The organism is Kitasatospora sp. NPDC096147, from assembly GCF_044763225.1.
In the GTDB taxonomy this organism is placed as follows: domain Bacteria; phylum Actinomycetota; class Actinomycetes; order Streptomycetales; family Streptomycetaceae; genus Kitasatospora.
In genome coordinates, this window is sequence record NZ_JBIWFX010000002.1 from 961,392 (window position 1) to 986,245 (window position 24,854).

General features: G+C 72.9%; 24 protein-coding genes. 18 read left to right on the forward strand and 6 right to left on the reverse strand.

What is annotated here, in order from left to right; translation table 11 throughout:
* The first annotated feature begins 34 nt into the window (after positions 1 to 34).
* The 3 genes from ACIRBX_RS09895 (at position 35) to lpdA (ending at position 3,953) form a co-directional block, all read left to right on the forward strand.
* Positions 35 to 1,525 (forward strand): NADH-quinone oxidoreductase subunit N, encoded by a 1,491-nt coding sequence (locus ACIRBX_RS09895; RefSeq protein ID WP_402295082.1) that lies wholly within the window; start codon positions 35 to 37, stop codon positions 1,523 to 1,525.
* 104 nt (positions 1,526 to 1,629) lie between these two features.
* On the forward strand, positions 1,630 to 2,493 hold the full coding sequence (gene htpX, locus ACIRBX_RS09900; protein ID WP_402295084.1) for a zinc metalloprotease HtpX: 864 nt from the start codon (positions 1,630 to 1,632) through the stop codon (positions 2,491 to 2,493).
* 47 nt (positions 2,494 to 2,540) lie between these two features.
* A complete protein-coding gene (gene lpdA, locus ACIRBX_RS09905; protein ID WP_402295085.1) occupies positions 2,541 to 3,953 on the forward strand; it encodes a dihydrolipoyl dehydrogenase in 1,413 nt (470 codons plus the stop codon).
* Between the two features lie 40 nt (positions 3,954 to 3,993).
* Here lpdA and ACIRBX_RS09910 read toward each other — a convergent pair whose 3' ends face one another.
* Complete coding sequence (locus ACIRBX_RS09910) at positions 3,994 to 4,434, reverse strand: hypothetical protein (protein ID WP_402295087.1); 441 nt, start codon at positions 4,432 to 4,434, stop codon at positions 3,994 to 3,996.
* Between the two features lie 146 nt (positions 4,435 to 4,580).
* Between ACIRBX_RS09910 and ACIRBX_RS09915 the strand changes: the two genes are divergently transcribed.
* Positions 4,581 to 4,847, forward strand: a complete 267-nt coding sequence (locus ACIRBX_RS09915) for a hypothetical protein (protein WP_402295089.1) — start codon at positions 4,581 to 4,583, stop codon at positions 4,845 to 4,847.
* Between the two features lie 57 nt (positions 4,848 to 4,904).
* Here ACIRBX_RS09915 and ACIRBX_RS09920 read toward each other — a convergent pair whose 3' ends face one another.
* On the reverse strand, positions 4,905 to 5,819 hold the full coding sequence (locus tag ACIRBX_RS09920) for a carbohydrate kinase (RefSeq protein ID WP_402295090.1): 915 nt from the start codon (positions 5,817 to 5,819) through the stop codon (positions 4,905 to 4,907).
* Between the two features lie 636 nt (positions 5,820 to 6,455).
* Between ACIRBX_RS09920 and ACIRBX_RS09925 the strand changes: the two genes are divergently transcribed.
* From ACIRBX_RS09925 to ACIRBX_RS09950, 6 genes are all read left to right on the forward strand, one after another.
* Complete coding sequence (locus ACIRBX_RS09925) at positions 6,456 to 7,319, forward strand: helix-turn-helix domain-containing protein (RefSeq protein WP_402295091.1); 864 nt, start codon at positions 6,456 to 6,458, stop codon at positions 7,317 to 7,319.
* Positions 7,320 to 7,543: 224 nt separating this feature from the next.
* Positions 7,544 to 8,764, forward strand: coding sequence for an Ig-like domain-containing protein (locus tag ACIRBX_RS09930; RefSeq protein ID WP_402295092.1), 1,221 nt, complete (start codon positions 7,544 to 7,546; stop codon positions 8,762 to 8,764).
* A gap of 217 nt (positions 8,765 to 8,981) precedes the next feature.
* On the forward strand, positions 8,982 to 9,530 hold the full coding sequence (locus ACIRBX_RS09935; RefSeq protein ID WP_402295094.1) for a hypothetical protein: 549 nt from the start codon (positions 8,982 to 8,984) through the stop codon (positions 9,528 to 9,530).
* Positions 9,531 to 9,736: 206 nt separating this feature from the next.
* Complete coding sequence (locus tag ACIRBX_RS09940; protein WP_402295096.1) at positions 9,737 to 11,644, forward strand: FAD/NAD(P)-binding protein; 1,908 nt, start codon at positions 9,737 to 9,739, stop codon at positions 11,642 to 11,644.
* A 95-nt stretch (positions 11,645 to 11,739) separates the two neighbouring features.
* Complete coding sequence (locus ACIRBX_RS09945; RefSeq protein ID WP_402295098.1) at positions 11,740 to 12,147, forward strand: SHOCT domain-containing protein; 408 nt, start codon at positions 11,740 to 11,742, stop codon at positions 12,145 to 12,147.
* Positions 12,148 to 12,350: 203 nt separating this feature from the next.
* Complete coding sequence (locus ACIRBX_RS09950; RefSeq protein WP_402295099.1) at positions 12,351 to 13,832, forward strand: alpha/beta hydrolase; 1,482 nt, start codon at positions 12,351 to 12,353, stop codon at positions 13,830 to 13,832.
* Positions 13,833 to 13,881: 49 nt separating this feature from the next.
* On the opposite strand, the gene ACIRBX_RS09955 is transcribed toward ACIRBX_RS09950, so the two are convergent.
* Both ACIRBX_RS09955 and ACIRBX_RS09960 read right to left on the reverse strand, forming a co-directional pair.
* Positions 13,882 to 14,394, reverse strand: coding sequence for a hypothetical protein (locus ACIRBX_RS09955; protein ID WP_402295101.1), 513 nt, complete (start codon positions 14,392 to 14,394; stop codon positions 13,882 to 13,884).
* Between the two features lie 154 nt (positions 14,395 to 14,548).
* Positions 14,549 to 16,093: an alkaline phosphatase gene (locus ACIRBX_RS09960; RefSeq protein ID WP_402295103.1), complete on the reverse strand. Its 1,545-nt coding sequence runs from the start codon at positions 16,091 to 16,093 to the stop codon at positions 14,549 to 14,551.
* Between the two features lie 204 nt (positions 16,094 to 16,297).
* Here ACIRBX_RS09960 and ACIRBX_RS09965 point away from each other — a divergent pair, with 204 nt between their 5' ends.
* Complete coding sequence (locus tag ACIRBX_RS09965) at positions 16,298 to 16,927, forward strand: hypothetical protein (protein ID WP_402295104.1); 630 nt, start codon at positions 16,298 to 16,300, stop codon at positions 16,925 to 16,927.
* Between the two features lie 101 nt (positions 16,928 to 17,028).
* Positions 17,029 to 17,502 carry a carboxymuconolactone decarboxylase family protein gene (locus ACIRBX_RS09970; RefSeq protein WP_402295106.1) on the forward strand — a complete coding sequence of 158 codons (474 nt, stop codon included), beginning with the start codon at positions 17,029 to 17,031 and terminating at the stop codon, positions 17,500 to 17,502.
* A gap of 7 nt (positions 17,503 to 17,509) precedes the next feature.
* Here ACIRBX_RS09970 and ACIRBX_RS09975 read toward each other — a convergent pair whose 3' ends face one another.
* Complete coding sequence (locus ACIRBX_RS09975; protein ID WP_402295108.1) at positions 17,510 to 18,052, reverse strand: hypothetical protein; 543 nt, start codon at positions 18,050 to 18,052, stop codon at positions 17,510 to 17,512.
* A gap of 112 nt (positions 18,053 to 18,164) precedes the next feature.
* On the opposite strand from ACIRBX_RS09975, the gene ACIRBX_RS09980 reads away from it, so the two are divergent.
* Positions 18,165 to 18,566, forward strand: coding sequence for a YccF domain-containing protein (locus tag ACIRBX_RS09980; protein WP_402295109.1), 402 nt, complete (start codon positions 18,165 to 18,167; stop codon positions 18,564 to 18,566).
* A gap of 52 nt (positions 18,567 to 18,618) precedes the next feature.
* On the opposite strand, the gene ACIRBX_RS09985 is transcribed toward ACIRBX_RS09980, so the two are convergent.
* On the reverse strand, positions 18,619 to 19,425 hold the full coding sequence (locus ACIRBX_RS09985) for a helix-turn-helix domain-containing protein (protein WP_402295288.1): 807 nt from the start codon (positions 19,423 to 19,425) through the stop codon (positions 18,619 to 18,621).
* 128 nt (positions 19,426 to 19,553) lie between these two features.
* Between ACIRBX_RS09985 and ACIRBX_RS09990 the strand changes: the two genes are divergently transcribed.
* From ACIRBX_RS09990 to ACIRBX_RS10010, 5 genes are all read left to right on the forward strand, one after another.
* Positions 19,554 to 20,558: an NAD(P)-dependent alcohol dehydrogenase gene (locus ACIRBX_RS09990; protein WP_402295110.1), complete on the forward strand. Its 1,005-nt coding sequence runs from the start codon at positions 19,554 to 19,556 to the stop codon at positions 20,556 to 20,558.
* Between the two features lie 111 nt (positions 20,559 to 20,669).
* Positions 20,670 to 21,839: a branched-chain amino acid ABC transporter substrate-binding protein gene (locus ACIRBX_RS09995; protein ID WP_402295112.1), complete on the forward strand. Its 1,170-nt coding sequence runs from the start codon at positions 20,670 to 20,672 to the stop codon at positions 21,837 to 21,839.
* A gap of 19 nt (positions 21,840 to 21,858) precedes the next feature.
* Positions 21,859 to 22,779 (forward strand): branched-chain amino acid ABC transporter permease, encoded by a 921-nt coding sequence (locus ACIRBX_RS10000; protein ID WP_402295113.1) that lies wholly within the window; start codon positions 21,859 to 21,861, stop codon positions 22,777 to 22,779.
* Positions 22,776 to 24,059 (forward strand): branched-chain amino acid ABC transporter permease, encoded by a 1,284-nt coding sequence (locus ACIRBX_RS10005; RefSeq protein WP_402295115.1) that lies wholly within the window; start codon positions 22,776 to 22,778, stop codon positions 24,057 to 24,059. Before ACIRBX_RS10000 ends, ACIRBX_RS10005 begins: the two co-directional genes overlap by 4 nt.
* The gene (locus ACIRBX_RS10010; protein WP_402295117.1) at positions 24,056 to 24,844 is read left to right on the forward strand and encodes an ABC transporter ATP-binding protein; all 789 of its coding nucleotides are present in this window, start codon (positions 24,056 to 24,058) and stop codon (positions 24,842 to 24,844) included. The genes ACIRBX_RS10005 and ACIRBX_RS10010 overlap by 4 nt, the downstream gene beginning before the upstream one ends.
* Positions 24,845 to 24,854 lie beyond the last annotated feature (10 nt).

Genomic DNA, 24,854 nt, shown 5'->3' on the forward strand with positions numbered 1-24,854 from the left:
CACCCTCCTGCCCACCTCCCCGGGACGGACCGTCATGACTCCTCTCGCCGCCGCCGATCCGGGCTCGCTGGTCCAGTCCGTCGACTGGGTGGCGATCGCCCCGCCGCTGATCGCCGCGCTGGGGGCGCTGGTGGTGCTGGTGGCCGATCTGTTCCTGAAGGGGAGTCAGAAGCGGCTGCTGTCCTGGCTGGCGGGCGGGGCCCTGGTGCTCGCGCTGGCCGCCCTGCTGCCGCTCGCCCTCGGGGACCCGCGCTCCACCTTCTGCGTCGCCGACGCCGGCTGCTCCTACGTGGCCGACGACTTCGCGCTGGTCTTCCAGCTGCTGGCGCTGGCCGGCGCGCTGCTGGTGGTGCTGCTCTCCGTGCACACCGTCGGCTCCGAGCAACTGCCCGGCGGCGAGTACTGGTTCCTGCTGCTGAGCAGCACGGCCGGTGCCGCCCTGCTGCCCGCCTCCCGTGACCTGGCCACCCTGGTGGTCGCGCTGGAGGTCGTCACGCTGCCGTCCTTCGCGCTGGTCGCGCTGCGCCGGGACGGGCGGGGCGCCGAGGCCGCGATGAAGTTCTTCCTCTCCTCCGTCACGGCCACCGCCGTGATGCTGCTCGGCGTCGGCTTCGTCTACGCCGCCTCCGGCAGCCTGCACTTCACCGCCGTGGCCGAGGGTCTGACGCAGGCTCCGGCCCAGCTGCGCCACCTGGCCGAGGCGGGCGCGGTGCTCACCCTGGTCGGCTTCGCCTTCAAGACCGCCGCCGTGCCGTTCCACTTCTGGGTGCCCGACACCTACGTCGGCTCCCCGGTGCCGGTGGCCGGCTACCTCTCGGTGGTCGGCAAGGCGGCCGGCCTGGCCGGGCTGGCCCTGGTCACCACGCTGGCCTTCCGCCCGTACGGGCACACCTGGGGCCTGGTGCTCGCGGTGCTGGCCGCCGTCACCATGACCGCCGGCAACGTCGCCGCGCTGCGCCAGCGCGGCGCCGACCGGGACGGCGCGGTCCGGCTGCTGGCCTGGTCCTCCGTCAGCCAGGCCGGGTACCTGCTGGTGCCGCTGGCCGCCGCCGGCTACGCGGGCTCGGCCGAGCCGGTCGGGGCGACCGCCGCGTACGCGCTGGTCTACGGGGTGGTGAACCTCGGCGCCTTCGCGGTGGTCGCGGTCTGCGGCGGCGGCGCGCTGGACTCCTACCGGGGCCTGTTCGCCCGCAACCGGTGGACGGCGCTGGCACTGGCCTTCTTCCTGCTCTGCCTGGCCGGGCTGCCGCCGGGCGTGGTCGGCCTGTTCGGCAAGGTGGTGGTGTTCCGGGCGGCGGTGGACGCGGGCCTCGGCTGGCTGGCCGTGGTGATGGCGGTCAACGTGGTCATCGCGCTGTCCTACTACCTGACCTGGACCGCGAAGCTGTTCGTGGCGGGGGAGGGGACGGTCCGTCAGGTCCCCGGCCCGCTGCGGGCCGGCATCGCCCTGACGGCGGCAGCGGCGGGCGTGCTCTCGGTGGCTCCGCAGCTGGTGCTCCAGGTGGTCTCCGGCTCGCTGTTCTGACGCACCGGAACTGCTCGGGGAACGAAGGGCCCGTGCGGGCGCGTTGATCTCGTAGTAGGGATGAGGTCAGAAGGGCTTCCCACCGCACCACCTGGAGGGCCTGCGTGCACCGGCACAACGCGTTGAGGACGGCCGCGCTGCTCGGCGGGCTGTCGGCGCTGATCCTGGTGATCGGCAGCTTCTTCGGCCGGGCGGGGTTCGTCCTCGCACTGCTGGTCGCGCTCGGCACCAACGCCTACGCGTACTGGAACAGCGACAAGCTGGCGCTGCGCGCCATGCGGGCCCGCCCGGTCAGCGAGATCGAGGCGCCGCAGCTCTACCGGATCGTCCGCGAGCTCTCCACCTCGGCCCGCCAGCCGATGCCCCGGCTCTACATCTCGCCGACCGAGGCGCCGAACGCCTTCGCCACCGGCCGCGACCCCCGGCACGCCGCCGTCTGCTGCACCGAGGGCATCCTGCGGCTGCTGGACGAGCGCGAGCTGCGCGGGGTGCTCGGCCACGAGCTGAGCCACGTGCACAACCGGGACATCCTGATCTCCTCGGTGGCCGGGGCGCTCGCCTCGGTGGTGGTGTTCCTGGTGAACTTCGCCTGGCTGATCCCGTTCGGCCGCAGCGAGGACGACGACGGCCCGGGCCTGTTCGGGATGCTGGCGATGATGATCCTCGGCCCGCTGGCCGCCTCGCTGATCCAGCTGGCCGTCAGCCGCTCCCGGGAGTACCAGGCCGACGCCGACGGCGCCCGGATCACCGGCGACCCGCTCGCCCTGGCCAGTGCGCTGCGGAAGCTGGAGGGCGGCACCCAGCGCCTCCCGCTGCCGCCCGAGCCGGGCCTGAAGACCGCCAGCCACATGATGATCGCCAGCCCGTTCCGCACCGGCGAGGCCGGCACCCGGCTGTTCGCCACCCACCCGCCGATGGCCGAGCGGATCGCCCGGCTGGAGCGGATGGCCGGGGAGCGGCTGGCATGACAACCTGATCACCGCCCTCATCACAGCGACCGCAGGAGCACACCCGCATGAGCAGCGCAGCACACTACGACGTCGTCGTCCTCGGTGCCGGTCCCGGTGGCTACACCGCCGCCGTCCGCTCCGCCCAACTGGGCCTGCGCACGGCCGTGATCGAGCCGAAGTACTGGGGCGGCGTCTGTCTGAACGTCGGCTGCATCCCGTCCAAGGCGCTGCTGCGCAACGCGGAGCTGGCGCACATCTTCACCAAGGAGGCCAAGACCTTCGGCATCAAGGTCGAGGGCTCGGTCAGCTTCGACTACACCGAGGCGTTCAAGCGCAGCCGCTCGGTCGCCGACGGCCGGGTCAAGGGCGTCCACTACCTGATGAAGAAGAACGGGATCACCGAGTACGACGGCCGCGGCACCTTCGTCGACGACCACACCATCCAGGTCGCGCTGAACGGCGGCGGCTTCGAGCTGGTCAGCTTCGACCACTGCGTCATCGCCACCGGTGCCTCCACCCGCCTGCTGCCCGGCACCAGCCTGAGCGACCGGGTGGTGACGTACGAGGAGCAGATCCTCACCGACCAGCTGCCGGGCAGCATCATCATCGCGGGCGCCGGCGCGATCGGCGTCGAGTTCGCCTACGTGCTGCACAACTACGGCGTGCAGGTCACCATCGTCGAGTTCCTGGACCGGATGGTGCCGCTGGAGGACGCCGAGGTCTCGGCCGAGCTGGCGAAGCAGTACAAGAAGCTGGGCATCCAGGTGCTCACCTCGACCCGGGTGGAGTCGATCGACGACAGCGACCCGGCGGCCAAGGTGAAGGTCACCGTCACCAAGGACGGCGTGCAGCAGGTGCTGGAGGCCGACAAGGTGCTCCAGGCGATCGGCTTCGCGCCGCGCACCCAGGGCTACGGCTTGGAGAACGCCGGGGTCAAGCTCACCGACCGGGGCGCGATCGCGATCGACGGCCGGGGCCGGACCAGCGTCGACCACATCTTCGCGATCGGCGACGTGACGGCCAAGCTGATGCTCGCCCACGCGGCCGAGGCGATGGCGGTCATCGCGGCCGAGACCATCGCGGACGCGGAGACCATGGAGGTGGACTTCGCGATGATCCCGCGCGCCACCTACTGCCAGCCGCAGATCGCCAGCTTCGGCTACACCGAGGCGCAGGCCCGCGAGCTGGGGTACGCGGTGAAGGTCTCCAAGTTCCCGTTCACCGCCAACGGCAAGGCGCACGGCCTCGGTCACCCGGTCGGCTTCGTCAAGGTGATCAGCGACGAGACCCACGGCGAACTGCTCGGCGCCCACATGATCGGCCCCGAGGTCACCGAGCTGCTGCCCGAGCTGACGCTGGCCCAGCAGTGGGACCTCACCGTGCACGAGGTGGCCCGCAACGTGCACGCCCACCCCACCCTCGGCGAGGCGGTCAAGGAGGCCGTGCACGGCTTGGCCGGCCACATGATCAACATGTGACCGGCCGGGTGGTCCGGGCCCTCTGGGGGCCTGCCGTGCGTCAGCTGCGGTAGGTGCAGAGGGCCCAGACCACGAAGGCGTCGATCGCGATGGCGATCAGCGACCAGAGCGGGTAGTAGGGCAGGAAGAGGAAGTTCAGCACCAGGTGCAGCGAGACCAGGGCGATGCCGACCACCCTCGCCCAGGCCGCTCCGGTGAGCATCCCGAAGCCGACCGCCGCCAGCACGATGCCGACCAGCAGGTGGATCCAGCCCCAGGACGTCAGGCTGAACGCGAAGGTGTAGTTCGGCGTGGTCAGGTAGACGTCGTCCTTGGCGAGCGCCACCACGCCCTGGAAGATCCCGATCACCCCGCTGACCACCATCATCACCCCGGCGAACAGCACCAGGCCGGTGACCGCTCCGGAGTTCGACCGGCGGGCGCCGCCCGGCGCGGGTACGGGGCCTGACGGATCGTAGAGCGGACCTGATGCCTGGGACATGGCTGCCTCCTGGGACGAACTGACGGAGTGCCAGTTTTGTCCCAGTATGGGAGGGCGGTCAGGGTCCGGCACCCCGGACGGGGCGGCCGATGGACGGCCGTCCGGGGGCGGGGGAGGATGGAGGCGGCAGGAGAGAGGGGCGCGCGATGCGACAGCACCGGTTCCACCGCGACCACGGCGGGCACTCCGTCACCGTCTTCCTCCGGCAGGGCCTGCACACCGAGGCCGAGTTGCTGGTGGACGGCAAGGAGGTCGGCAGCGGGCGGCTGACCGGCCGGGGGCCGTGGGTCCTCGCCGACGCGCTGCCCGAGGACCCGCCGGTGCCGTTCACCGTCCGGATCGGGCCGAGCGATCCGCCGGTCTGCGTGCTGGAGATCGCCGGGGCCGCGCATCCGATGCCGCCGGTGGTCTGACCGCCGTCGGACGGCGGTCAGACGGCGGCCGGACGGCGGGTCTGCCGGTGGCCGGACTCAGCCGCCGAGCTCGGCGGCGGTGGGCGGGTTGGCGCCGGCCCGGGAGACGGTGAGGGCGGCGGCCCGGCCCGCGTACCGCAGCAGGTGGGTCAGCTCCCGCTGGTCCAGCACCGCCAGCGCCGGGCGGGCCGCCGCCCCGAGCAGACCCCGGGCCGCCAGCCGGTCCAGCACCGCCGCCGTGAAGGCGTCCCCCGCCCCGACCGTGTCCACCACCTCGGCCGGGGCGGCGCTCTGTTCGGCCGCCACGTAGCGGGTGTACGCCGCCGAGCCGGCCGCGCCCCTGGTCACCAGGACCACGGCCGGGCCCAGGGCGAGCCACCGCTCGGCCACCTCGTGGGCGGCCTGCCCCGGGTAGAGCCAGGCGAGGTCCTCGTCGCTGGCCTTCACCAGGTCGGCCGCCGCCACGCAGCGCTCCACCCGGGCCCGGGCCCCGGCGGGCTCGCCGAGCAGGGCGGGGCGGACGTTCGGGTCGTAGCTGACGGTGGCTCCGGCGGCCCGCAGGCGGTCGGTGATCGCCAGGACGGCGGTGGAGCCGGGCTCCAGGACGGCGGAGACCGATCCCAGGTGGAGGTGGTCGGGCGGGGGCACCTCGGTGTCGGCGAGGGTCCAGCGGACGTCCAGCTCGTAGCTCGGCTGACCGTCCGGGCCGAGGGTCACCACGGCGGTCGGGGTCGGCACACCGGTCTGACCGTCCGTCAGCAGCTCCACGCCGGCGGTCCGCAGGTGCCCGCCGATCAGCTCCCCGACCGGCTCCGTCCCGAGCTGCGTCAGCAGCGCAGCCTGCCGCCCCAACCGGGCCAACCCGTACGCGACGTTCGCCGGGCTCCCCCCGGCGTGCACCACGTCCGGCCGCCCGGGCACCCGCACGATGTCGGCCACGCTCTCGCCCACCACCAGGAACCCGCCCACCATGGCCCACCCTCCGCTTGACGACCCGTCCGACGGTACCGGCCGGGCGGCGGCGCCTGCGGCGGGGCGGGGTGGATGGGGGTGATCTGTCGGGTGGTGCCGGGCAGGTGGGGTGCCTGGGGCGGGGTGGGTGTGGGTGGTCGGTTCGGAGGCCGAGCGGGTGAGGTGCCTGCGGCGGGGCGGGGTGGATGGGGGTGATCTGTTCGGTGGTGGTGGGCAGGTGGGGCGCCTGCGGCGGGCCGGGGCGGGTGTGGGGTGATCCGTTCGCTACCGGCCGGGCGGGGTGCCAGGGGCGGGGCGGGGTGTGGGTGGTCGGTTCGGGTGCCGAGCGGGTGGGGCGCCTGCGGCGGGGCGGGGTGTGCGGCGGGTGTGAGATCGGGGACGGCGCCCGGTCCGGCGCCTGTCCGCGTCCCGCCCCGGCGGCCGTCCCGGTCCGGGTGGGGGCTGTTCGGCCCGTCCTGGCGCGCGGGCGGTGCCGGTCGGTCGCCGTTGACCGGGCCGTCGGGTGGCTTCCGGGCCGCGCTCCCCCGTGCTTCCCGGTGCTCCTTCGTGCGCCCCGTACGGGTGTCGGCGGGCCCTGGTTGGGGGGCTCGTGCGGCGGCTATGTTGGTCGCTCCTGGGGCGGGAGGGGCGTAGGTGGTGAGTGTGGAGGAGGCGGAGGCCCGGCGCTACGGGGCGGCCGGGGCGGCGGAGGGGCACGGCCTGGCGGCGGCGTTGGAGGGGTACCGGAGGGCGCACCCGGGGGAGTGGTCCGCCGCGCTGGTGGCGGCGTTGGCGCAGGGGCACCGGGAGGTGCTGGCCGCCCGGGAGCGGTGGGTACGGCTGGCGGCCGGGGACGGGCCGGAGGGCGAGCTGCGGGCGGCGGCCGAGCGGGCCGGCTTCGATCCGCTGGCGGACTGCCGGGCCTGGCTGGCCGGCCGGGCGGGGGCGGCTCCGGGGGAGGCGGGGACGGAGCGGCTGCGCGAGCGCCTGGGGCGGGCGGTGGTGGGCCGGTTCGCGGTGGACGAGTTGACGGACCGCCTGCTGGTGCTCGGTCAGGGGGCGGACGAGGAGGCCGTGACGGAGCTGCTCGGCCCGGGCTGCGTGGCCGTCGGCCTGGAGCGGATCGGCCCGGACGCGGCCCGCCGCTCGGTCCGGGACGCCCGTGCGGCGGACCGCCTGGCGGCCGGTCGGCCGGGCGTGTGGCGGTACGCGGAGCTCTGGCCGCTGGCGGTGACGGCCGCCGCCGTGGACCGGCTGGATCCGCTGCTCGCCCCGGCGGTGGCCGCCGCCCGGACCTACCCGCACCTGGCCGAGGCGGTCCGGGCGTTCGCCGACCACGGGTTCGACCCGTCGGCCGCCGCCCGTGCGCTGCTGCTGCCGCCGGAGGTGCTGGAGCGCCACCTGCGCCGCTGGCGCCGGCTGACCGGGGCCGACGTCCGCACCCTCCCGGGCCTGACCGCCTCCCGCGCCGCCGTCGAACTGGCCGCCGCCGATCCCGCCCCCTGGCCGCCGGAGGGGTGACGCCCGACTCCCGGGGTGCCCCGCCGACAGGTGGTGAGGAGCCGGGGCGGATGATGGCCTCCGGTGCCGGGCCGGACCGGTGGGTCCGGGGGCGTTCACCGGGCCGTCACGCGGAGGTCCGCGCAGCTGTTGCCCATTCGTGACCGGGAGCGGGCCGTCTGACGCAACCTTCACCACCCGTGTGGACGTATACAGAGACCGAAGGCGATGTTGGGAGTGCACGGATGAGGCGGGCAGACAGGGCCCTGGTGGCGGGCGTGGTCGGCGGAGTTCTGCTGCTGACGGCGGCATGCAGCGGGAGCACCGGCGGCAGCGGCGGCGGTACGGGCGGGGGCGGCGGCGACGCGACGGGGAAGCCGTCGGCGGAGGCGCCGAAGACCTCGGCGGCCGTGGTGAGCGTGGAGCCGGCGGACGGGACCAAGGAGGTCAAGCCGTCCGGCGTGCTGAAGGTCGCGGTCGCCAGCGGCAAGCTGACCACGGTGAAGGTGACCGGCAAGGACGGCGCCGAGGTGCCCGGCGCGGTGACCCCGGACGGTCTGGGCTGGGCCCCGACCGGCAATCTGGCGGTCTCCACCGAGTACCAGGTGGACGCCCAGGCGGTGGACACCGCGGGCATCGCGACCAGCAAGAAGAGCACCTTCACCACGCTGACCCCGAAGAAGGGCGCCGGCCCGAAGGACAACGTCGCCGACAACGCGACCTACGGCGTCGGCATGATCGTCTCGCTCACCTTCACCACCCCGGTGAAGGACAAGGAGGCCGTCGAGAAGGCGGTCACCTTCCAGACCGAGGACAACCGGGTGGTCAAGGGCCACTGGTTCGGCAACCAGCGGGTGGACTTCCGCCCGGAGCACTACTGGAAGTCGAACAGCAAGGTCACGGTGAAGTACGACCTGAAGAGCGTGGAGACCGCGCCGGGCGTGTACGGCGAGGTGAACAGCACCCAGACCTTCAACATCGGCCGCTCCCGGATCAGCGAGGCGGACGCCAGCTCCAAGCGGATGGTGGTGCAGGAGGAGGGCAAGGCCCCGCAGACGCTGCTGATCAGCGCCGGCGCCAGCTCGCCCGCCTCCCAGAACACCTTCAACGGGACCATGGTGGTGATGGGCAAGGAGGGCACCACCGTGATGGACTCCAGCACGGTGCCCAACCACGAGGGCGCGGCCTACAAGGTGGAGATGCCGCACGCGCTGCGGCTCACCCCGTCCGGCACCTACGTGCACGGCAAGAACGTGGCCCAGTCGGTCTTCGGCAACCAGAACACCAGCCACGGCTGCATCGGCCTGTACGACACGGCCGGTGACGGTTCGCCGAGCACCCCGGCGGGCAGCTTCTACGACGCCTCGATCATCGGCGACGTGGTGACGGTGAAGGGCTCGGTGGGCAAGCAGGTCGCCCCGGACAACGGCATGAGCGGCTGGAACCTCAACTGGTCGCAGTGGTGACGGTGCGTCAGCGCTGACTCGCCGACTCGGGCGGGGGTGCCCATCGGGTTCACCGGGCACCCCCCATCGGAGGGACGGACGGCCACGGGTGGTGCGTGGACCGTACCTTTAATGACAGAAGAACAACCCCACAGGAAATGGATGCAGTACCAGCGCTTTCCATTTCGGTGCGGACTCCCTGTCCCTCGGAGTGCCCGAGAAAGCGAGAACACGAGAAATGACCACCACCAGAGAGCGTTCTGCCACCGTCACCCTCCGACGACGCGTCCGCGCCGGGATCCTGCCCATCAGCGTGGAGGCCCGCCTCTCGCTGATGCTCCGGGTCAGCGTGGCCCTGGTGTACATCTGGTTCGGCCTGCCGAAGTTCTGGGTCGGGCTCAGCCCGGCCGAGCCGCTGGCGGTCCGCACCACCGAGGCACTGACCTTCGGCGTGCTGCACGGACACCTCGCCTCCGTGCTGATCGCCGCCTTCGAGGTCGCGTTCGGGCTCCTGTTACTGAGCGGCCGGGTGCCCCGCCTCACCTTCCTGGTCTTCCTCGGCCACATCGCCGGGACGGCCGCACCGCTGATCCTGTTCCCCGAGGTCACCTGGGTGATGCCGGTCGTCGGCACCCTGGAGGGCCAGTACATCCTGAAGAACGTGGTGCTCATCGCGGCGGTCACCTCCGCCCTGGTGCTCACCCAGCAGGACCGGCGCCAGCGCCGGCAGCTCCGGCAGCAGATCGAGGAGCTGGAGCACGTGCGGCCGGCCACCGTGGCCGCCTGACGCACCCTCACCCGACCGACGCACTCCTCCCGGGACCGGGGGACGGCCATGACGCCGTCCCCCGGTCCCGCTTTTCCCGGAGAATTCCCGAAAGGGCGTCCTCCGGGTTTTCCGTGATGCCCCATCGGTGGCCCCGGAGAACAATTCCCGGAATGCGGCCGTAGCGTCTTCCCATCGGATCGGACCGCCAACCGAAGGACGGAATCGTGACCACTGACGCCACCACCGCCGCCGAGACCCTCTCCATCGCCGTCGTCGGTGCCGGTCCGCGCGGACTCTCCGTGCTGGAGCGCCTCGCCGCCCGGCTCAACGCGGGCGAACTGCCCGGCCGCCGGGTGCGCCTGCACGTGATCGACGCGGTGGAGATCGGGGCCGGCCGGGTGTGGCGCACCGACCAGGACGAGTGGTTCACCATGAACACCGCGGTCGGCCAGGTCACCATGTACTCCGGCGGGCCGGACGGCGGCCCGGCCCGGCCCGGGGCCGGGCCCTCGTTCGGCGAGTGGATCGCCGAGCGGGCCCGGACCCACGGCGAGCCGCTGCTCGGCCCGGACGACCACGCCTCCCGGCAGCGCTACGGCCAGTACCTGCGGGCGGTGTACCGCAGCGTCCTGGAGAGCCTGCCGGCGCGGGTCGAGGTGGTCGAGCTGGACGGCCGGGTGGAGCACATCGTGCCGCGCGCGGGCGGCGGCCACCTGCTCCGGGTGGACCTGGCGCCGTTCGCGGTGCCGCACCTGATCGAGGCCGACAGGGTGCTGCTGGCCACCGGGCACCCGACCAACCAGCCGGACGGCTTCGAGTACCGGATGCTGGCCTTCACCGGCCGCCACCCGGGCACCACCTACCTGTGCGGGGACTCGGCCGCCGACATGGCGCTGGACCGGAACACCGTCCCGCCCGGCTCCACGGTGGCGGTCCGGGGGCTCGGGCTCTCCTTCCACGACGTGGTGCTCAGCCTGACCGTCGGCCGGGGCGGGCTGTTCGAGCTGGACGTGGACGGGCTGCGGTACCTGCCCAGCGGCCTGGAGCCGAAGATCGTCGCGGGCTCGCGCAGCGGTCTGCCGGTCCCGGCCCGGGGCCGGGACCGGCAGGACCCCGACCACACCCACACCCCGCTCTTCCTCACCCGGCGGGCGGTGGCCGAGGCCCGGGCCCGCCGGCTGGCCGAGAGCGGCAGCGGCCAGCTGGTCTTCGGCGAGGACGTGCTGCCGCTGCTGATCCGGGAGGTGGAGCACGTGCATCAGGAGGCGCACCGCCGCAGTGGCGCCACCACGCCCGCCGAGCCGATCGACCTGGTGGCGCTGGCCCGCCCGTTCCGAGGTGAACTCTTCGCCGATTCACGGGAGTTCGAGTCCCGGATGCTGGAGGTGATGCGGGCCGACCTGCGCGCCGCCGAGCAGGGCAACGTCGACGGACCGCTGAAGGCCGCGCTCGACGTGCTGCGCGACCTCCGGGACGTGGTGCGTGAGGCGGTGGACTTCGGCGGCCTGCGCCCCGACAGCCACGTCCGCGAGTTCCGGGGCGACTTCCTGCCGCTGGACTCGCTGCTCTCGGCCGGACCGCCGATCGCCCGGGTCGGGCAGCTGATCGCCCTGATCGAGGCCGGGGTGGTCGAAGTCGCGGGCCCCGGGGTCGAGTTCACCACGGACGAGGCGAGCGGCAGCTTCCTGGTGTACTCCCCGCAGGTGAACGGATCCACCCGGGCCGCCACCACCCTGATCGACGCCCGGATCCCCACCCCCGACCTCTACCGGGACACCTCCCCGCTCACCCGCTCGCTGCTGGCCGACGGCACCGTCGGCGAGTACCTGCACGCCGACGAGCTGACCGGCGAGATCGTCTACAGCGGCGGTCTCCACGTCACCCCCGCGCCGTTCCGCCTGGTCGCCGCCGACGGCACCGTCCACCGGGACCTGTACGCGCTGGGCGTCCCGACCGAGCACACCCGGTGGTTCACCCAGGTCGGCAGTGGCAGGCCGGGCCTGGACACCCTCTTCCACCGGGACGCCGACGCCATCGCCGCCGACATGCTGCGGGCCCCGGCGCCGACCGGCTCGGCGCGGGCCTCGGAGCAGGTCTCGGAGCAGGCCCTCACCCCGGTGGCCGCACTCTGACGCGGGGCGGGTGCGCCTGACCGGTATGTCCTGATTGTCCTCCTATGATCGGACCGCCTCCCGTACGGTACGGGCGGCGGTCCGAAGGAGTTCTGATGGACGGTTACCCGCTGCTCAACCTGTTCTGGACGATGCTGGAGGTCTTCCTCTTCGTCCTCTGGTTCTTCCTGCTCTTCAAGGTGATCGGGGACATCTTCCGCGACCACGCGATGGGCGGCTGGGGCAAGGCCGGCTGGCTGGTCTTCGTGATCCTGCTGCCCTACCTCGGCGTGCTGGTCTACCTGATCGCCCGGGGCAGCTCGATGGGCGAGCGCGACCGCGAGCAGGCGCGCAAGAGCGAGGCGGCCTTCCGCGCCTACGTCCAGGAGGCCGCAGGTCAGCAGCCGACGGACGGTCAGCAGCCCACCCAGGCGGACGAGTTGGCGAAGCTGGCGCGGCTGCGCAGCGACGGGACGCTGACCGAGGACGAGTTCCAGCAGGCGAAGGCCAAACTGCTGGCCTGAAAGCGACGTTCCGGTCCGGACCCTTCCTCGGCGATCTCCGAACTGGCATGCTGGCGCACTGTTCCGGACATGTCGAGGGGGGTTCCGTGTCTCGTTACTGGAGTGCGGGCCTGGCTGCGGCCAGTGCCCTGCTGTTGGTGCCCGGAGTGGCTGTCGCCGCTCCGTCGGCCCAGGGAGCCGCAGCCGCGGCCAAGGTGGACCCGGTGTCGTGGACACCGTGCAATCCGGATCCGACCAAGCCCGATCCGGGCATCTACGACTGTGCGACCTACCCGGTGCCGCTGGACTACGCCAAGCCCAAGGGCGAGACGATCGGCATCGCGATGCTGCGCCGCCGGGCCTCCGACCCGGCGCACCGAATAGGCTCGCTCTTCCTCAACCCCGGCGGCCCGGGCGGCAGCGGCTACCTCTGGGCCACCACCACGCGCTTCGACAAGAAGGTCCAGGACCGCTTCGACCTGGTCGGCTTCGACCCGCGCGGCGTGGCCCGCAGCAACCCGCTGCGCTGCTTCACCACCAACGAGGAGTCCGACGCGCTCTGGGAGCGCGCCACCGGCGTCCCGGTCACCGCGACCGAGGTCCGCGACACCATGGCCGCCAACCGCGACTACGCGGCGGCCTGCGGCAAGAACGCCGGCCCGCTGATCAAGCACATGTCGACCATCAACGTGGTCCGCGACCTGGACCGGATGCGGCAGGCCGTCGGCGACGCCCAGCTCACCTTCGCGGGCTTCTCCTACGGCACCCTGATCGGCGCCACCTACGCCAACATGTACCCGTCCAAGGTCCGCGCGGTGATCGTCGACGGCAACGTCGACCCCAACCTGCGGATGACCGACGGCCTGGAGTACGACCGCCAGCGCGCCGAGGGCTTCGAGCTCTCGCTCAAGGGCTTCCTGGAGCGCTGCGCCACCGCGGGCACCGCCCGCTGCGCCTTCGCCGGCGGCGACAACCGGGCCCGCTTCGACGCCATCCGCAACCACCTGCGGACCAGCCCGGTGACCCTGCCGAGCGGTGCCGAGGTCACCCTCTCCAGCTTCACCAGCCAGGTCGCCAACGCGCTGTACGCGCAGAGCCGGCTGGCCGGTCTGGCCACCTCGATCCAGGCGCTGGACGTGGCGATCAACACCCAGGGCGCCCGCTCGCTGACCAAGGGCCAGGGCGTCACCGGCGCGGCCGACCTGCTCGCCACCGTCGCCCCGCAGGCGCTCCGGGAGGCCCCGGCCGAGACCCCGTACACCTCGGACGACTCCTACTACGGCGTCAACTGCCAGGACAAGCCGTACCCGCCGGTCCCGCAGCTGTTCCCGCTGGCCGCCAAGGTCTGGGAGCTCGGCTCGCCGACCTTCGGCCGCTACCAGGCCTTCGACGCGCCGCCGTGCGCCAGCTGGCCGGCCCCCGCGCTCACCAACGAGCGCTACACCGGTCCGTGGAACAAGAAGACCGCCAACAAGGTCATGGTGATCGGCAACCTCTACGACCCGGCCACCCAGTACAAGTTCGCCCAGCGGATGCAGCGTCAGCTCGGCGACGCGGTGCTGGTCACCGTCGACTCGATCGAGCACTGCGCGATCGGCCGCAGCGCCGCGCTCAACGTGCTGGTCACCGACTACCTGGTGAACAGGACCGCCCCGGCGGCCGGCCAGACCCTCAAGGCCGATCTGGACCCGTTCCCGGCCGTCTGACCCCGCTCCGCCCCGCGTGCCCGTCCCTCGCTCCGAGGGGCGGGCACGCTCATTCGTTGACCAGGACCGGGAGCGAGAGCACCGCCGTGACGGGGCTGGAGGTGAGCTTCTCGGCCGGGATGCTGAAGTCGATGCCGCCCTCGGCGGCGCGCGGCCCCAGGTGGGCGCCCTCGGACTCCTCCTCCTGGTAGTGGAAGGTGCCGGTGCCGGCCAACTGCCCCTGCTGGTCGTAGAAGGCGGCCCGCAGCTCCAGCGCCAGCACGTCGCTGATGTCCGAGGTGATGGTGAGGTGGCCGCCGACGGCCGAGCCCTTGTCCAGGGTGAGGCGCTCCAGCTTCACCCGGTCGGTGAACGGGCCGGGCTCCAGCCGGACCTCGCCGGGCCGGACCGGGCCGGCCAGCGAGGCGCCGGGGGCGGGGGCCGACTGCGGGGCCGGGAGCGTGAGCTGACTGGGCGTCGGGAGCGGTGCGTCCGCCGCCGGGGTGGTCCCGGCGGAGGTGCACCCGGTGAGCAGGGCCAGGGCGAGCAGCGGGAGGACGAGGGCGCGGCGGTTCACGTTCACGGCGGGGGTCTCCTGGGGCCGGAGGAGGTGCGGGGGGTACGGGGAGTACGGCCGGGGGCCGGAGGAGGAGCGGGAGTACGGCCGGGGGCCGGGAGGGGGCGTGTGCCCTCCCGGCCCCCGGTGATCCGGACGGGTCGTCAGCTGCCCCGCGGGGTCAGCGCGGCGACCGGTTGAAGAGCGAGCGGTACATCTTGCCGTACAGCTCGGTGTTGTCCTGGCTGGCGGCGAACCGCTGGCCGCCCGGGCCGTAGGCGAAGATCGGCACGTCGGCGCCGGTGTGGTTGCCGGACAGGTAGGTCAGCCAGAGGCTGGCCTCCGGGCTGCCGTCCACCACGCCGGCCGGGTCGTCCGGGGTGCGGAAGGTGGCCGGGGCGAAGTTCTTCGCGTCCTTGGCGCCCGCGCCGTTCACGATGCCGGTGGAGCGGGTGGCGTCCTTGACGTTGCCGCCCGGACGCGACGGGGAGCTGTTGTTCGCCGGGTTGCCCGGGTCGGTGTTCACCGGCGGGGCGGCGGCCTCCGCGTTGGTGAAGCTGCCCTTCTCGATGATGTTGAAGCCGGCGCACTCGTGGTCGGCCGTCACGATCACCAGGGTGTGGCCGTCGCGCTTGGCGAAGTCCACCGCCTTGGCCACCGCGTCGTCGAACGCCTTGATCTCGCCCAGGGTCTGGGTGGCGTCGTTGGCGTGCGAGCGCTTGTCGATCTGGGCGCCCTCGACCTGCAGGAAGAAGCCCTTGCGGTTGCGCTTGCCGAGCAGGTCGATCGCCTTGGTGGTGAGCTCGGCCAGGGCCGGCTCGGCCTTCTCCGGAGCGCCGGCCGGCAGCGCGGCCTTGGCCGCCTCCACCGTCAGGTTGCCCCGGTTGAACAGGCCGATCACCTTGCCGCTGCGCACCGCGTCCAGGTCGGCCTTGGTGGCGACCTTCTGGCTGGCGGCGGTCTGGGCCGGCAGCGCGGCGTCGCCGAAGCTGCCGAGCACCTGGTAGCCCTGGGCCTTCAGCGCCTTCTGGTCGTCCGGCTCGAAGCGGGCCAGGCCGCCGCCGAGGATCACGTCGGCCGTGCCGTTGCGGGCGATCTGCTCGGCCACCGGGGTGATCAGGGTGGCGTCCTTGGGCTTGGCCTCGTACGTGCCGTCGGCGTTCTTCGGCAGGCAGGCCGCGTCCGAGTAGACCGGGCCCTGGCAGCCGCGCAGCAGCACGTGGCTGAACTGGCCGGCCGGGGTGGCGTCGGTGATCTCGGCGGTGGAGACGTTGCCGGTGGCGAAGCCGGCCGCCTTGGCCTGCTCCATCAGGGTCACGACGCGCTTCTCGAAGGAGTCCACGCCGAGCGCCGCGTTGTAGGTCTTCACGCCGGAGGACCAGGCGGTGGCGGAGGAGGCCGAGTCGGTGACCAGGGCGGGCTTGTTGCTGCCCTTCTCCACCGCGTAGGTGGCGACCTGGCCGACGTACGGCATGCGCTCCATGTTCAGGCGCCCGGCGGCACCGTAGAAGCGGTCCCGGCCGGCCGTCACGTGGGTGCGGCCCATGCCGTCGCCCACCATGTAGATGACGTTGCGGATGTCGCCGCCGCCGCCGTACCAGCTGTCGTGACCCTGGTCGTTGCGGAACTGCTCGGCGGGCTCCGAGTTGGCGGTGACCGCCGCACCGCCCACCAGGGCGCTCGCGGTCACGAGCACCAACGCGGCCTTGAGGGCCTTGCGCTGCATAGGGGTTCGTCTCCTCGACAGGTTCGGCGCACCCGGGTGGCTGGCCACCGCGCACGCACCCGGGGCAGGGCCGGGCGGTGCGACCGTAGCGACGGCGCGTGAACGCGCCACCCGGGGCGGGTGTCCGTTGTCCGAACAACTTCCCCCGGCCATACGGGGATGGGGCATGATCGGGCACGAAGGACAACGCACGAGGGGGATTTCGTGGAGGAACTGCTCGCCCGGCTGGATGCCGCACGCACGGCGGCGGGGCTGTACACCGTGACCGAGCTGCTGGACCTCGCGGACGGCGGGAGCGTGGTCCACGACCCGTTCTCGGTGCTGATCTCGCGGCGGGTGACGCTCGGTCAGGGGAACGTCTTCTACCCGGGGGTGACGGTGGAGTGCGACGGGGCGAGCACCTGCACCATCGGCTCCGGCAACGTCTTCCGCTCCGGTGCCGCCGTGCTGGCCGAGGCGGGCGGCTCGGTCCGGATCGGCGACCGGAACCTGATCGGCGAGGGCGGCGCCCGGCTCAAGGCCAACCGGGCCGCCGCGGCCGTCGAGGTCGGGGACCGTACCCGGCTGCTCAACGGGCCGGAGATCGTCGGCCGTTCGGCGATCGGCGACGGCTGCCAGGTGATCGGCGCGATCGCCGTCCAGTCGGCCCGGCTGGCCGGCGGCGGCGACCACACCCACCCGGACCCGGACGGGCGGGGCGCCGTGCTCAAGGGCTCCGGCCTGGCCCGGGGCCTGGAGCTGGCGGTCGGCGAGGTGGTCAACGGCAGCGGCGACTTCGCCGCCGCCCCGGTGGAGCGGCAGCGCGCCTACCACCCGGACGCGCCCCGGCTCTGATGTGATCCGGCTCACGGTGGTGGTGCTGTCACATTCCGGCGGGCCGTTCCGTCGTAGGTGTGACAGCAACTCGGCAAGGCCGAACCAGCAGGGAGCACACCATGGAGATTCGCCTCAACCCCTACACCAACCCGGTCCTGGGCAAGGTCTTCAAGCACATCATCGCGGCCGGCAAGGTCCTGGAGGGCTCGACCCTCCCGGTCGCCACCCAGGAGTTCGTGAAGCTCCGGGCCAGCCAGATCAACGGCTGCGGCTTCTGCACCGACATGCACTTCAAGGACGCCGTCCACCACGGCGAGAGCCCCGAGCGGCTCAACCTGGTCGCCGCCTGGCGCGAGGCCACCGTCTTCACCGAGGCCGAGCGGGCCGCCCTCGAACTCACCGAGGAGGCCACCCGGATCGCCGACGCGGCCGGCGGCGTCAGCGACGAGGTCTGGGGCCGGGCCGCCCAGCACTACGACGAGGACCAGCTCGGCGCCCTGGTCGCGGCCATCGCCATCATCAACGCCTTCAACCGGGCCAACGTGATCCTGCGGACCCCGGCCGGCGACTACCGCCCGGGCCAGTTCGCCTGAGGTCCCGTCAGGTGCCGGCCGGCGTCCGGGGGCCTCGCTCCGGTTCGCCGGCCACCACCTGCCAGTGCGCCTCCTCGGCGTCGGCCCAGCGCTGCTCGGCGACGTCCCGGTGCCAGGTCCGCAGGTACCGCACCGTCAGCACGGTGCACCGGACGGCGGCCAGCGCGAACGCCACCGCCGCGACCAGCAGCCCGCCGACCACCACCGGGTGCACCCAGGGCGGCACCAGCTCGATGCCGTCGGCGGCGCCGCGCGCCACGCACTTCGCGGAGAGCGGGAAGTCGTGCTGGACGAGCTCGGGGTGGTCCGGCGCGAAGCGTCGGCAGGCGTCCCCGGGGTCGAGCCACGGCATGACCAGCACGCCCAGCAGGTGGGTGCACCCCGCGACCGAGGCCGCCAGCAGCCCCACCGTGCCGGGCAGCCGCAGCATCGCCGACGGGCGCTCCGTCGTACCCCACCGCCAGGCCAGCCGGATCACGGCGCCCACCAGGACGAACGGCGCGACCGCGCACCACGTCCACCAGTGGTCCAGCAGTTCCGATCCGCTCATGGCGCCCCCTTCGCTTTGAACGCGTTCAATCTACCCGATCGGCCCGGCGGCGGTCCGGGACTCGCCTGATCGGGTAGGACCTTTCCAGGGCTGCTCGTGGGAGGGTGATCGCATGAAGGTGATCGAATTCGTTCTGAACGTGCTCTGGTTGATCCTCTGCGGGATCTGGATGGCGATCGGCTACGCGGTGGCGGGGATCATCTGCTGCATCCTCATCGTCACGATCCCGTTCGGCATCGCCTCGTTCCGGATCGCCGGGTACGTGCTCTGGCCGTTCGGGCGGACCACGGTGGAGAAGCCGGACGCGGGGGCGCCGTCCTGCGTCGGGAACGTGATCTGGATCGTCTTCGCCGGCTGGTGGCTGGCGATCGGTCACATCGCGACCGCGATCGCGCTGGCCATCACCATCATCGGCATCCCGTTCGCCTGGGCGAACCTCAAGATGATCCCGATCTCGCTGATGCCGCTGGGCCGCGAGGTGGTCACCACCGACCAGAAGTTCGGCGCCCGCTGATCGTCCGTGCCCGCTGGTCGCCCGTGCCGGCCGGCCGTCCGTGCCCGCCGGGTCAGCGGGCCGCCGCGGCCCGGGCCCGGAGGATCTCGGCGGTGGGCTCGTCGGCCGGGAGGAAGGCCTCCAGGTGGAGTTCGGCGAGGGTGACGTCGAGGGCGGTGGCGAAGGACGTGATGGTGGTGATCAGGCGGAGCTCGCCCTCGGGGGCGGTGAGCCGGAGCGGGACGGCGAAGCCGAGGTGGTCGGGGCCGGGGGCGGTGGGCGGCAGGTAGGTCTCCAGCTCGGCGACGAAGGCGGCGAGGCGGGTGTCCTGGGGCCGGGTCTCCAGGGTGCGGCGCAGGTTCCCGGTGACGTGCCGGCCCCACTCGGGGAGGTTGCGGACCCGGCGGGCCAGGCCGTCGGGGTGGAGCAGCAGGCGGATCAGGTTGACCGGCGGGCGGAGCAGCTCGGCCGGGACGCCCTCGGTGAGCAGGCCGACCGCCTCGTTGGCGGCGACCAGTTCGCCGTACGGGCGCAGCACGACGGCGGGGTAGGGGAGATGGCCCCGGAGGATCACGTCCAGGGCCTCCCGGACGGGGCCGAGCAGGTCGGTCTCCCACCGGGTCTCGGGGTAGACGGGGGCGTAACCGGCCGCGTTCAGCAGGGAGTTGCGGTCCCGTAGCGGGAGCTCCAGCGATTCGGCGATCCGGATCACCATGGCCCGCCCGGGGCGGGAGCGCCCGCGCTCCATGAAGCTCAGGTGCCGCTGGGTGGTGCCCGCCCGCAGGGCCAGGTCGAGCTGGCTGATCCGCCGTTCGGTCCGGCGCCGCCGCAACTCGGCCGGGAATCCCGCAGGTTCACTCAGGGTGGTCACCCGGCCGATACAACCACTCCCGGTGCCGCCCGGCCATTCCCTCGGCGGAATTGTCCGGCGCCGCCGGCCCCCGCAGGATCGTCGGTACCGGCCCGCCCGACGGTGGGCGCGGTCGACGACCGAGGGGGAGAAGGACCGTGCAGAGCTACCACGTGACCCGGGAGAGTGGCCTGACGCTCCGTGAGCACCCCGTCCCCGAGCCCGGCCCCGGCCGGGTGCTGGTGCGGATGCGGGCCGCCGGGCTGAGCTTCCGCGATCTGCTGGTGCTGTCCGGGGACTACCCGCTGCCGGTGCGCCCGGACGTGGTGGCCGGCTGCGAGGGGGTGGGGGAGGTGGCCGCGCTCGGCGCGGGGGTGACCGGCTTCGCCGAGGGGGACCGGGTCGCGCTCACGGTGTTCCCGGACTGGGTGGACGGCCCGTTCGGGGCCGACCGGGCGGCGCAGTTGGGCACCGCGCTGGACGGGACGCTGACCGAGTACGCGGTGGCCGCCGAACGCGGACTGGTCCGCATCCCGGAGCACCTCTCGTACGAGGAGGCCGCCGCGCTGCCGCTCACCACCCTGACGGCCTGGCACGCGGTGACCGGCGGCCGGCCGCTGCTGCCCGGTGAGACGGTGCTGACCCTGGGGACGGGAGCGGTGAGCCTGGCGGCGGTGCAGCTGGCCGTGTCGGCCGGAGCGCGGGTGATCGCCACCACCTCGGGGCCGGAGAAGGCCGGCCGGCTGAAGGCGCTCGGCGCGCACGAGGTGATCGACCGCACCGAGCACCCCGAATGGCACGTGGCGGTAAGGGAGTTGACGGACGGGCGCGGGGCGGACAAGACCGTGCACGTGGCCGGGGAGCTGGCCGATTCGGTGCGGGCGACCGCGCTCGGCGGCGAGGTGGCCTACGTCGGCTTCCGGGTGGGCGACGCCCCGGCCGCGCAGCCGGTGGACGCCCGGCTGCTGTTCGGCGCCGGGGCGGCGGTACGGCCGCTCGCGGTGGGCAGCCGGGCCCAGTTCACCGCGCTGAACCGGGCGTTGACGGTGCACGGCGTGCGGCCGGTGCTGGACCGGGTGTTCCCGTTCGCCGAGCTGCCGGCGGCGCTGGAGCACCTCGGGGCGGGGCGGGCCTTCGGCCGGGTGGTGGTGAGCCACGGTTGACCGCCCCGCCGGGCGCGAGGTGACAGAGCCAGCGCCCGGGGCTCCCTCCGGCCGTTCGCGGCTGCATAGAGTCACGGCCATTCCGAACTGCCGTGCCTCCAAGGGGAATCCGTGCTGCCCAGAAGACTGCTGACCACCGCCGCGCCGCTGATCGTGGGCGCGCTCGCGCTGAGCGCCTGCGCCAAGGGCGACGAGGAGGTCGGCGCCGACGGCAAGAAGGTCGTGAAGATCGCCTACCAGGGCCCGCTGAGCGGGGACAACTCCGCGCTCGGGGTGCACATGGAGAACGGCGTGAAGCTGGCGGTGAAGCAGGCCAACGCGCGTGGCGACCTGCCGTTCTCGCTGGTCTACGTGGGAGCCGACGACGCGGGCAGCGCGGACCAGTCCCCGGCCGCCGCGCAGAAGGTGATCGACGACGAGAGGGTGCTGGCCACCATCGGCCCGGCCTTCTCCAGCCCGGTCAAGGCGGCCGGCCAGCTCTACTCCCAGGCGAGCCTGCTGTCGCTGACGCCCTCGGCGAGCAGCCCGTCGCTGACCACCCTCGGCTTCACCTCCTTCCTGCGCGGCATCCCGAACGACAACGCCCAGGGCGGCGGGATGGCGGCCTACTACGCGAAGAAGCTGGCCGCGAAGAAGGTCTTCCTGGTGGACGACAAGACCGAGTACGGCATCGGCCTGTCCGCCGTGGCGGAGGCCGACCTCAAGGCGGCCGGGGTGGAGGTGGTGCGCCAGAGCGTGCCGCAGAAGACCCCGGACTACACCGCGGTGGCCACCGCCGCGAAGAACTCGAACGCGGACGCGCTGATCTACGCGGGCTTCTACGCGGACGCCGCGCCGTTCGCCAAGAAGCTCAAGGAGGCGGGCTTCGACAAGCCGAGGATCGGCTCGGACGGGGTGAACGACGCCAAGTTCATCGAGCTGGCCGGGGCCGCCTCGGAGGGCTGGCTGGTCACCTGTCCGTGCGTGGACCCGGGGGTGGAGGCGGGCATCAAGCAGTTCGCCGCCGACTACCAGGCCGAGTTCAGGACCGCGCCCGGCACCTACTCGGCGGAGTCCTTCGACGCCGCCAACCTGGTGATCGAGCAGCTCAAGGCACTCGGCCCGGACGCCACCCGGGACCAGGTGCTGGCGAAGGTGCGGCAGGCCGACTACAAGGGCCTGACCAAGGAGTTCCGCTTCGACGCCAAGGGCGAGTACCCGGGGAAGACCGCGTTCCTCTACGAGGTGACCGGCGGCAAGCTGGTCTACCGGGGCAACATCGAGACGCTGGCCGCGAGTTGAGCCAGGGGAGGACCCTCCGATGTCGCTCCACGAGTTCTGGGACTACCTGATCCCGGGCATCGCCCTGGGTGCGCTCTACTCGGTGATCGCGATCGGCTACACGCTGGTCTACGGCGTGCTCCAGCTGATCAACTTCGCCCACAGCGAGGTCTTCATGCTGGGCGGCTTCGGCGGCCTGATCGTGCTCCGGCAGCTCACCCCGGCCCACCCCTCGGCCACCGCCTCGGTGCTGCTGGTGGCGGCCGGCCTGCTGGCCTCGGCGCTGGTCGGCGGGGCCACCGCGTACGGCCTGGAGAAGGTGGCCTACCGGCCGCTGCGGCGGCGCGGCGCCCCGAAGCTGATCTTCCTGATCAGTGCGATCGGCGCCTCCTTCTTCCTCTACAACCTGGCCGGCAAGCTGTTCGGCCGGGATCCGCTGCCGATGCCGGAGATCTACCGGAACGAGGTGCTGTTCACGGTCTTCGGCGCCCGGGTCACCATCACCCAACTCCTGCTGGTGGTCTGCGCGGTGGCCATGATGGCGGCGCTCGACCTGCTGGTGAACCGGACCCGGCTGGGGGCCGGCATCCGGGCGCTGGCCCAGGACCCGGAGACGGCCGGGCTGATGGGCGTGGACACCGACCGGGTGATCTCCCGGACCTTCGTGATCGGCGGGCTGATGGGCGGGGTGGCCGGCTTCCTGTTCGGCCTGAACACCCAGGTCTCCTTCACCATGGGCTTCAATCCCGGCACCACCGCCTTCGCGGCGGCCGTGCTCGGCGGGGTCGGCTCGATCCGGGGCGCGATGGTCGGCGGGCTGCTGCTCGGCCTGGTGGAGACCTTCAACGTGCCGCTGTTCGGCGAGGAGTGGCGCTACGTGGCCGCCTTCGTGGTGCTGGTCGGGGTGCTGATGCTCCGTCCGACCGGCATCCTCGGGGTCCGGATCGGGAGGACCGCATGAGCACCCTGACCAGGCGTCCGGGCTCCGACCGGCTGGCCCGGCTCCGCACGCCCCGGTGGTACCGGCAGCCCCGCTGGCGGCGGCTCGGCGCGCTGCTCGGGGTCGGCCTGCTGCTGGCCGTGATGACCGGCGAGCAGGGCAACGGCCGCGATCCGCTGTACTCGCTGCGGGACACCCTGACCGGTGGCCGGCTCTGGCTCTGCCTCGGCCTCGGGGGGCTGGCCTGGGCGGTGGCCGAGCTCGGCGCCCCGGCCCGGGCCGCCGCCCGGCGCTCGCTGGCCGGCCTGCCCCGACCGCGGCTCCCGCGCACCGCACGGCCGGTGCTGGTGCTGCTCGGCCTGGCGGTGGCGGTGCTGGCCCCGCTCGGGCTCAGCCGGGCCACCAACCAGGTGCTGGTGGACTGGGTCGGCATCTACGTGCTGCTCGCCCTCGGGCTGAACGTGGTGATCGGCTGGGCCGGGCTGCTCGACCTCGGCTTCGTCGCCTTCTTCGCGATCGGCGGGTACAGCGCCGCGTTCTGGACCGGCCACCTGCCGGTGCGGCCGCCGTTCGAGCTCAACCCCTTCCTGGTGATCCCGGTCGCCATGCTCACCTGCCTGATCGCCGGGGTGCTGCTCGGCGGCCCGACCCTGCGGCTGCGCGGTGACTACCTGGCGATCGTCACGCTCGGCTTCCACGAGATCATCTACCTGGTGGCCAAGAACGCCGAGGGCCTCACCCACGGCTCCAACGGGGCGTTCGGCATCCCGCACTTCTCGATCGAGCTCGGCCCGCTCTCCTACCGCTGGAAGCTGGACCCGATCGACTACTGGTGGCTGCTGCTGGCGCTGATCGTGCTGGCCGTGCTGGTGCTCCGCCGCCTCCAGCACTCCAAGGTCGGCCGCACCTGGGCCGCCATCCGGGAGGACGAGATCGCCGCCGCCGCGCACGGCGTGGACACCGTGAAGTACAAGCTGATGGCCTTCGCGATCGGCGCCGCCACCTCCGGTGCGGCCGGCGTGGTGTACGCGAGCAAGGTCGGCTTCGTGAACCCGGAGAACTTCCCGTTGCTGTACTCGGTGCTGGTGCTGGCCTACGTCATCTTCGGCGGCATGGGCTCGATCCCCGGGGTGCTGCTCGGCGCCGGGCTGCTGGCCTGGCTGCCGCACGCGCTCAAGGACGTGGTGGACCAGAAGGACCGCTTCATGTACCTCGGGGCGCTGCTGGTGGTCATGATGATCTACCGCCCGCAGGGGCTGATCCCCGGCGGTGCCAAGCGAGTTGGGGGTGCGGGCCGGTGAGCGCGGTACTGGAGGCGGAGGGGCTGACGCTGCGCTTCGGCGGGCTGGTCTCGCTCGCGGAGGTCGGGCTGCGGATGGAGCGCGGCGAGGTGCTGGCGGTGATCGGGCCGAACGGCGCGGGCAAGACCTCGCTGTTCAACTCGCTGACCGGGGTCTACCGGCCCCAGCAGGGCCGGGTCACCTTCCACCGGGAGGGCCGGGAGCCGTACGAACTGCTGGGCCGCAAGCCGCACCTGGTGAATCGCGCCGGGGTGGCCCGGACGTACCAGAACATCCGGCTGTTCGGTGCGCTGACGGCGCTGGAGAACGTCCAGGTGGCGGCCGAGACCCGGCTGCGCAGCGGCCCGCTGGGCATCGCGCTCGGCCTGCCGCACGCGCGCCGGGCGGCTCGGCGCAGTGCCGAACGGGCCCTCGGGCTGCTGGAGTTCGTCGGCCTGGCGGACCGGGCGGCGGAGCCGGCCGGGGCGCTCGCCTACGGGGACCAGCGGCGGCTGGAGATCGCCCGGGCCCTGGCCACCGACCCCCGGGTGCTGCTGCTGGACGAGCCGGCGGCCGGGACCAACCCGACCGAGAAGCTCGAACTCACCGCGCTGATCCGGCGGATCAACCGGGAGCTGGAGATCGGCGTGCTGCTGATCGAGCACGACATGAAGCTGGTGATGGCGGTGGCGGACCGGGTGATGGTGCTCAACTTCGGCCGGGTGATCGCCGAGGGCACCCCGGCCGAGGTCCAGCGGGACCCGGCGGTGGTCGAGGCGTACCTCGGAGCGGAGGCGGCGACGTGACGGGCGTGGC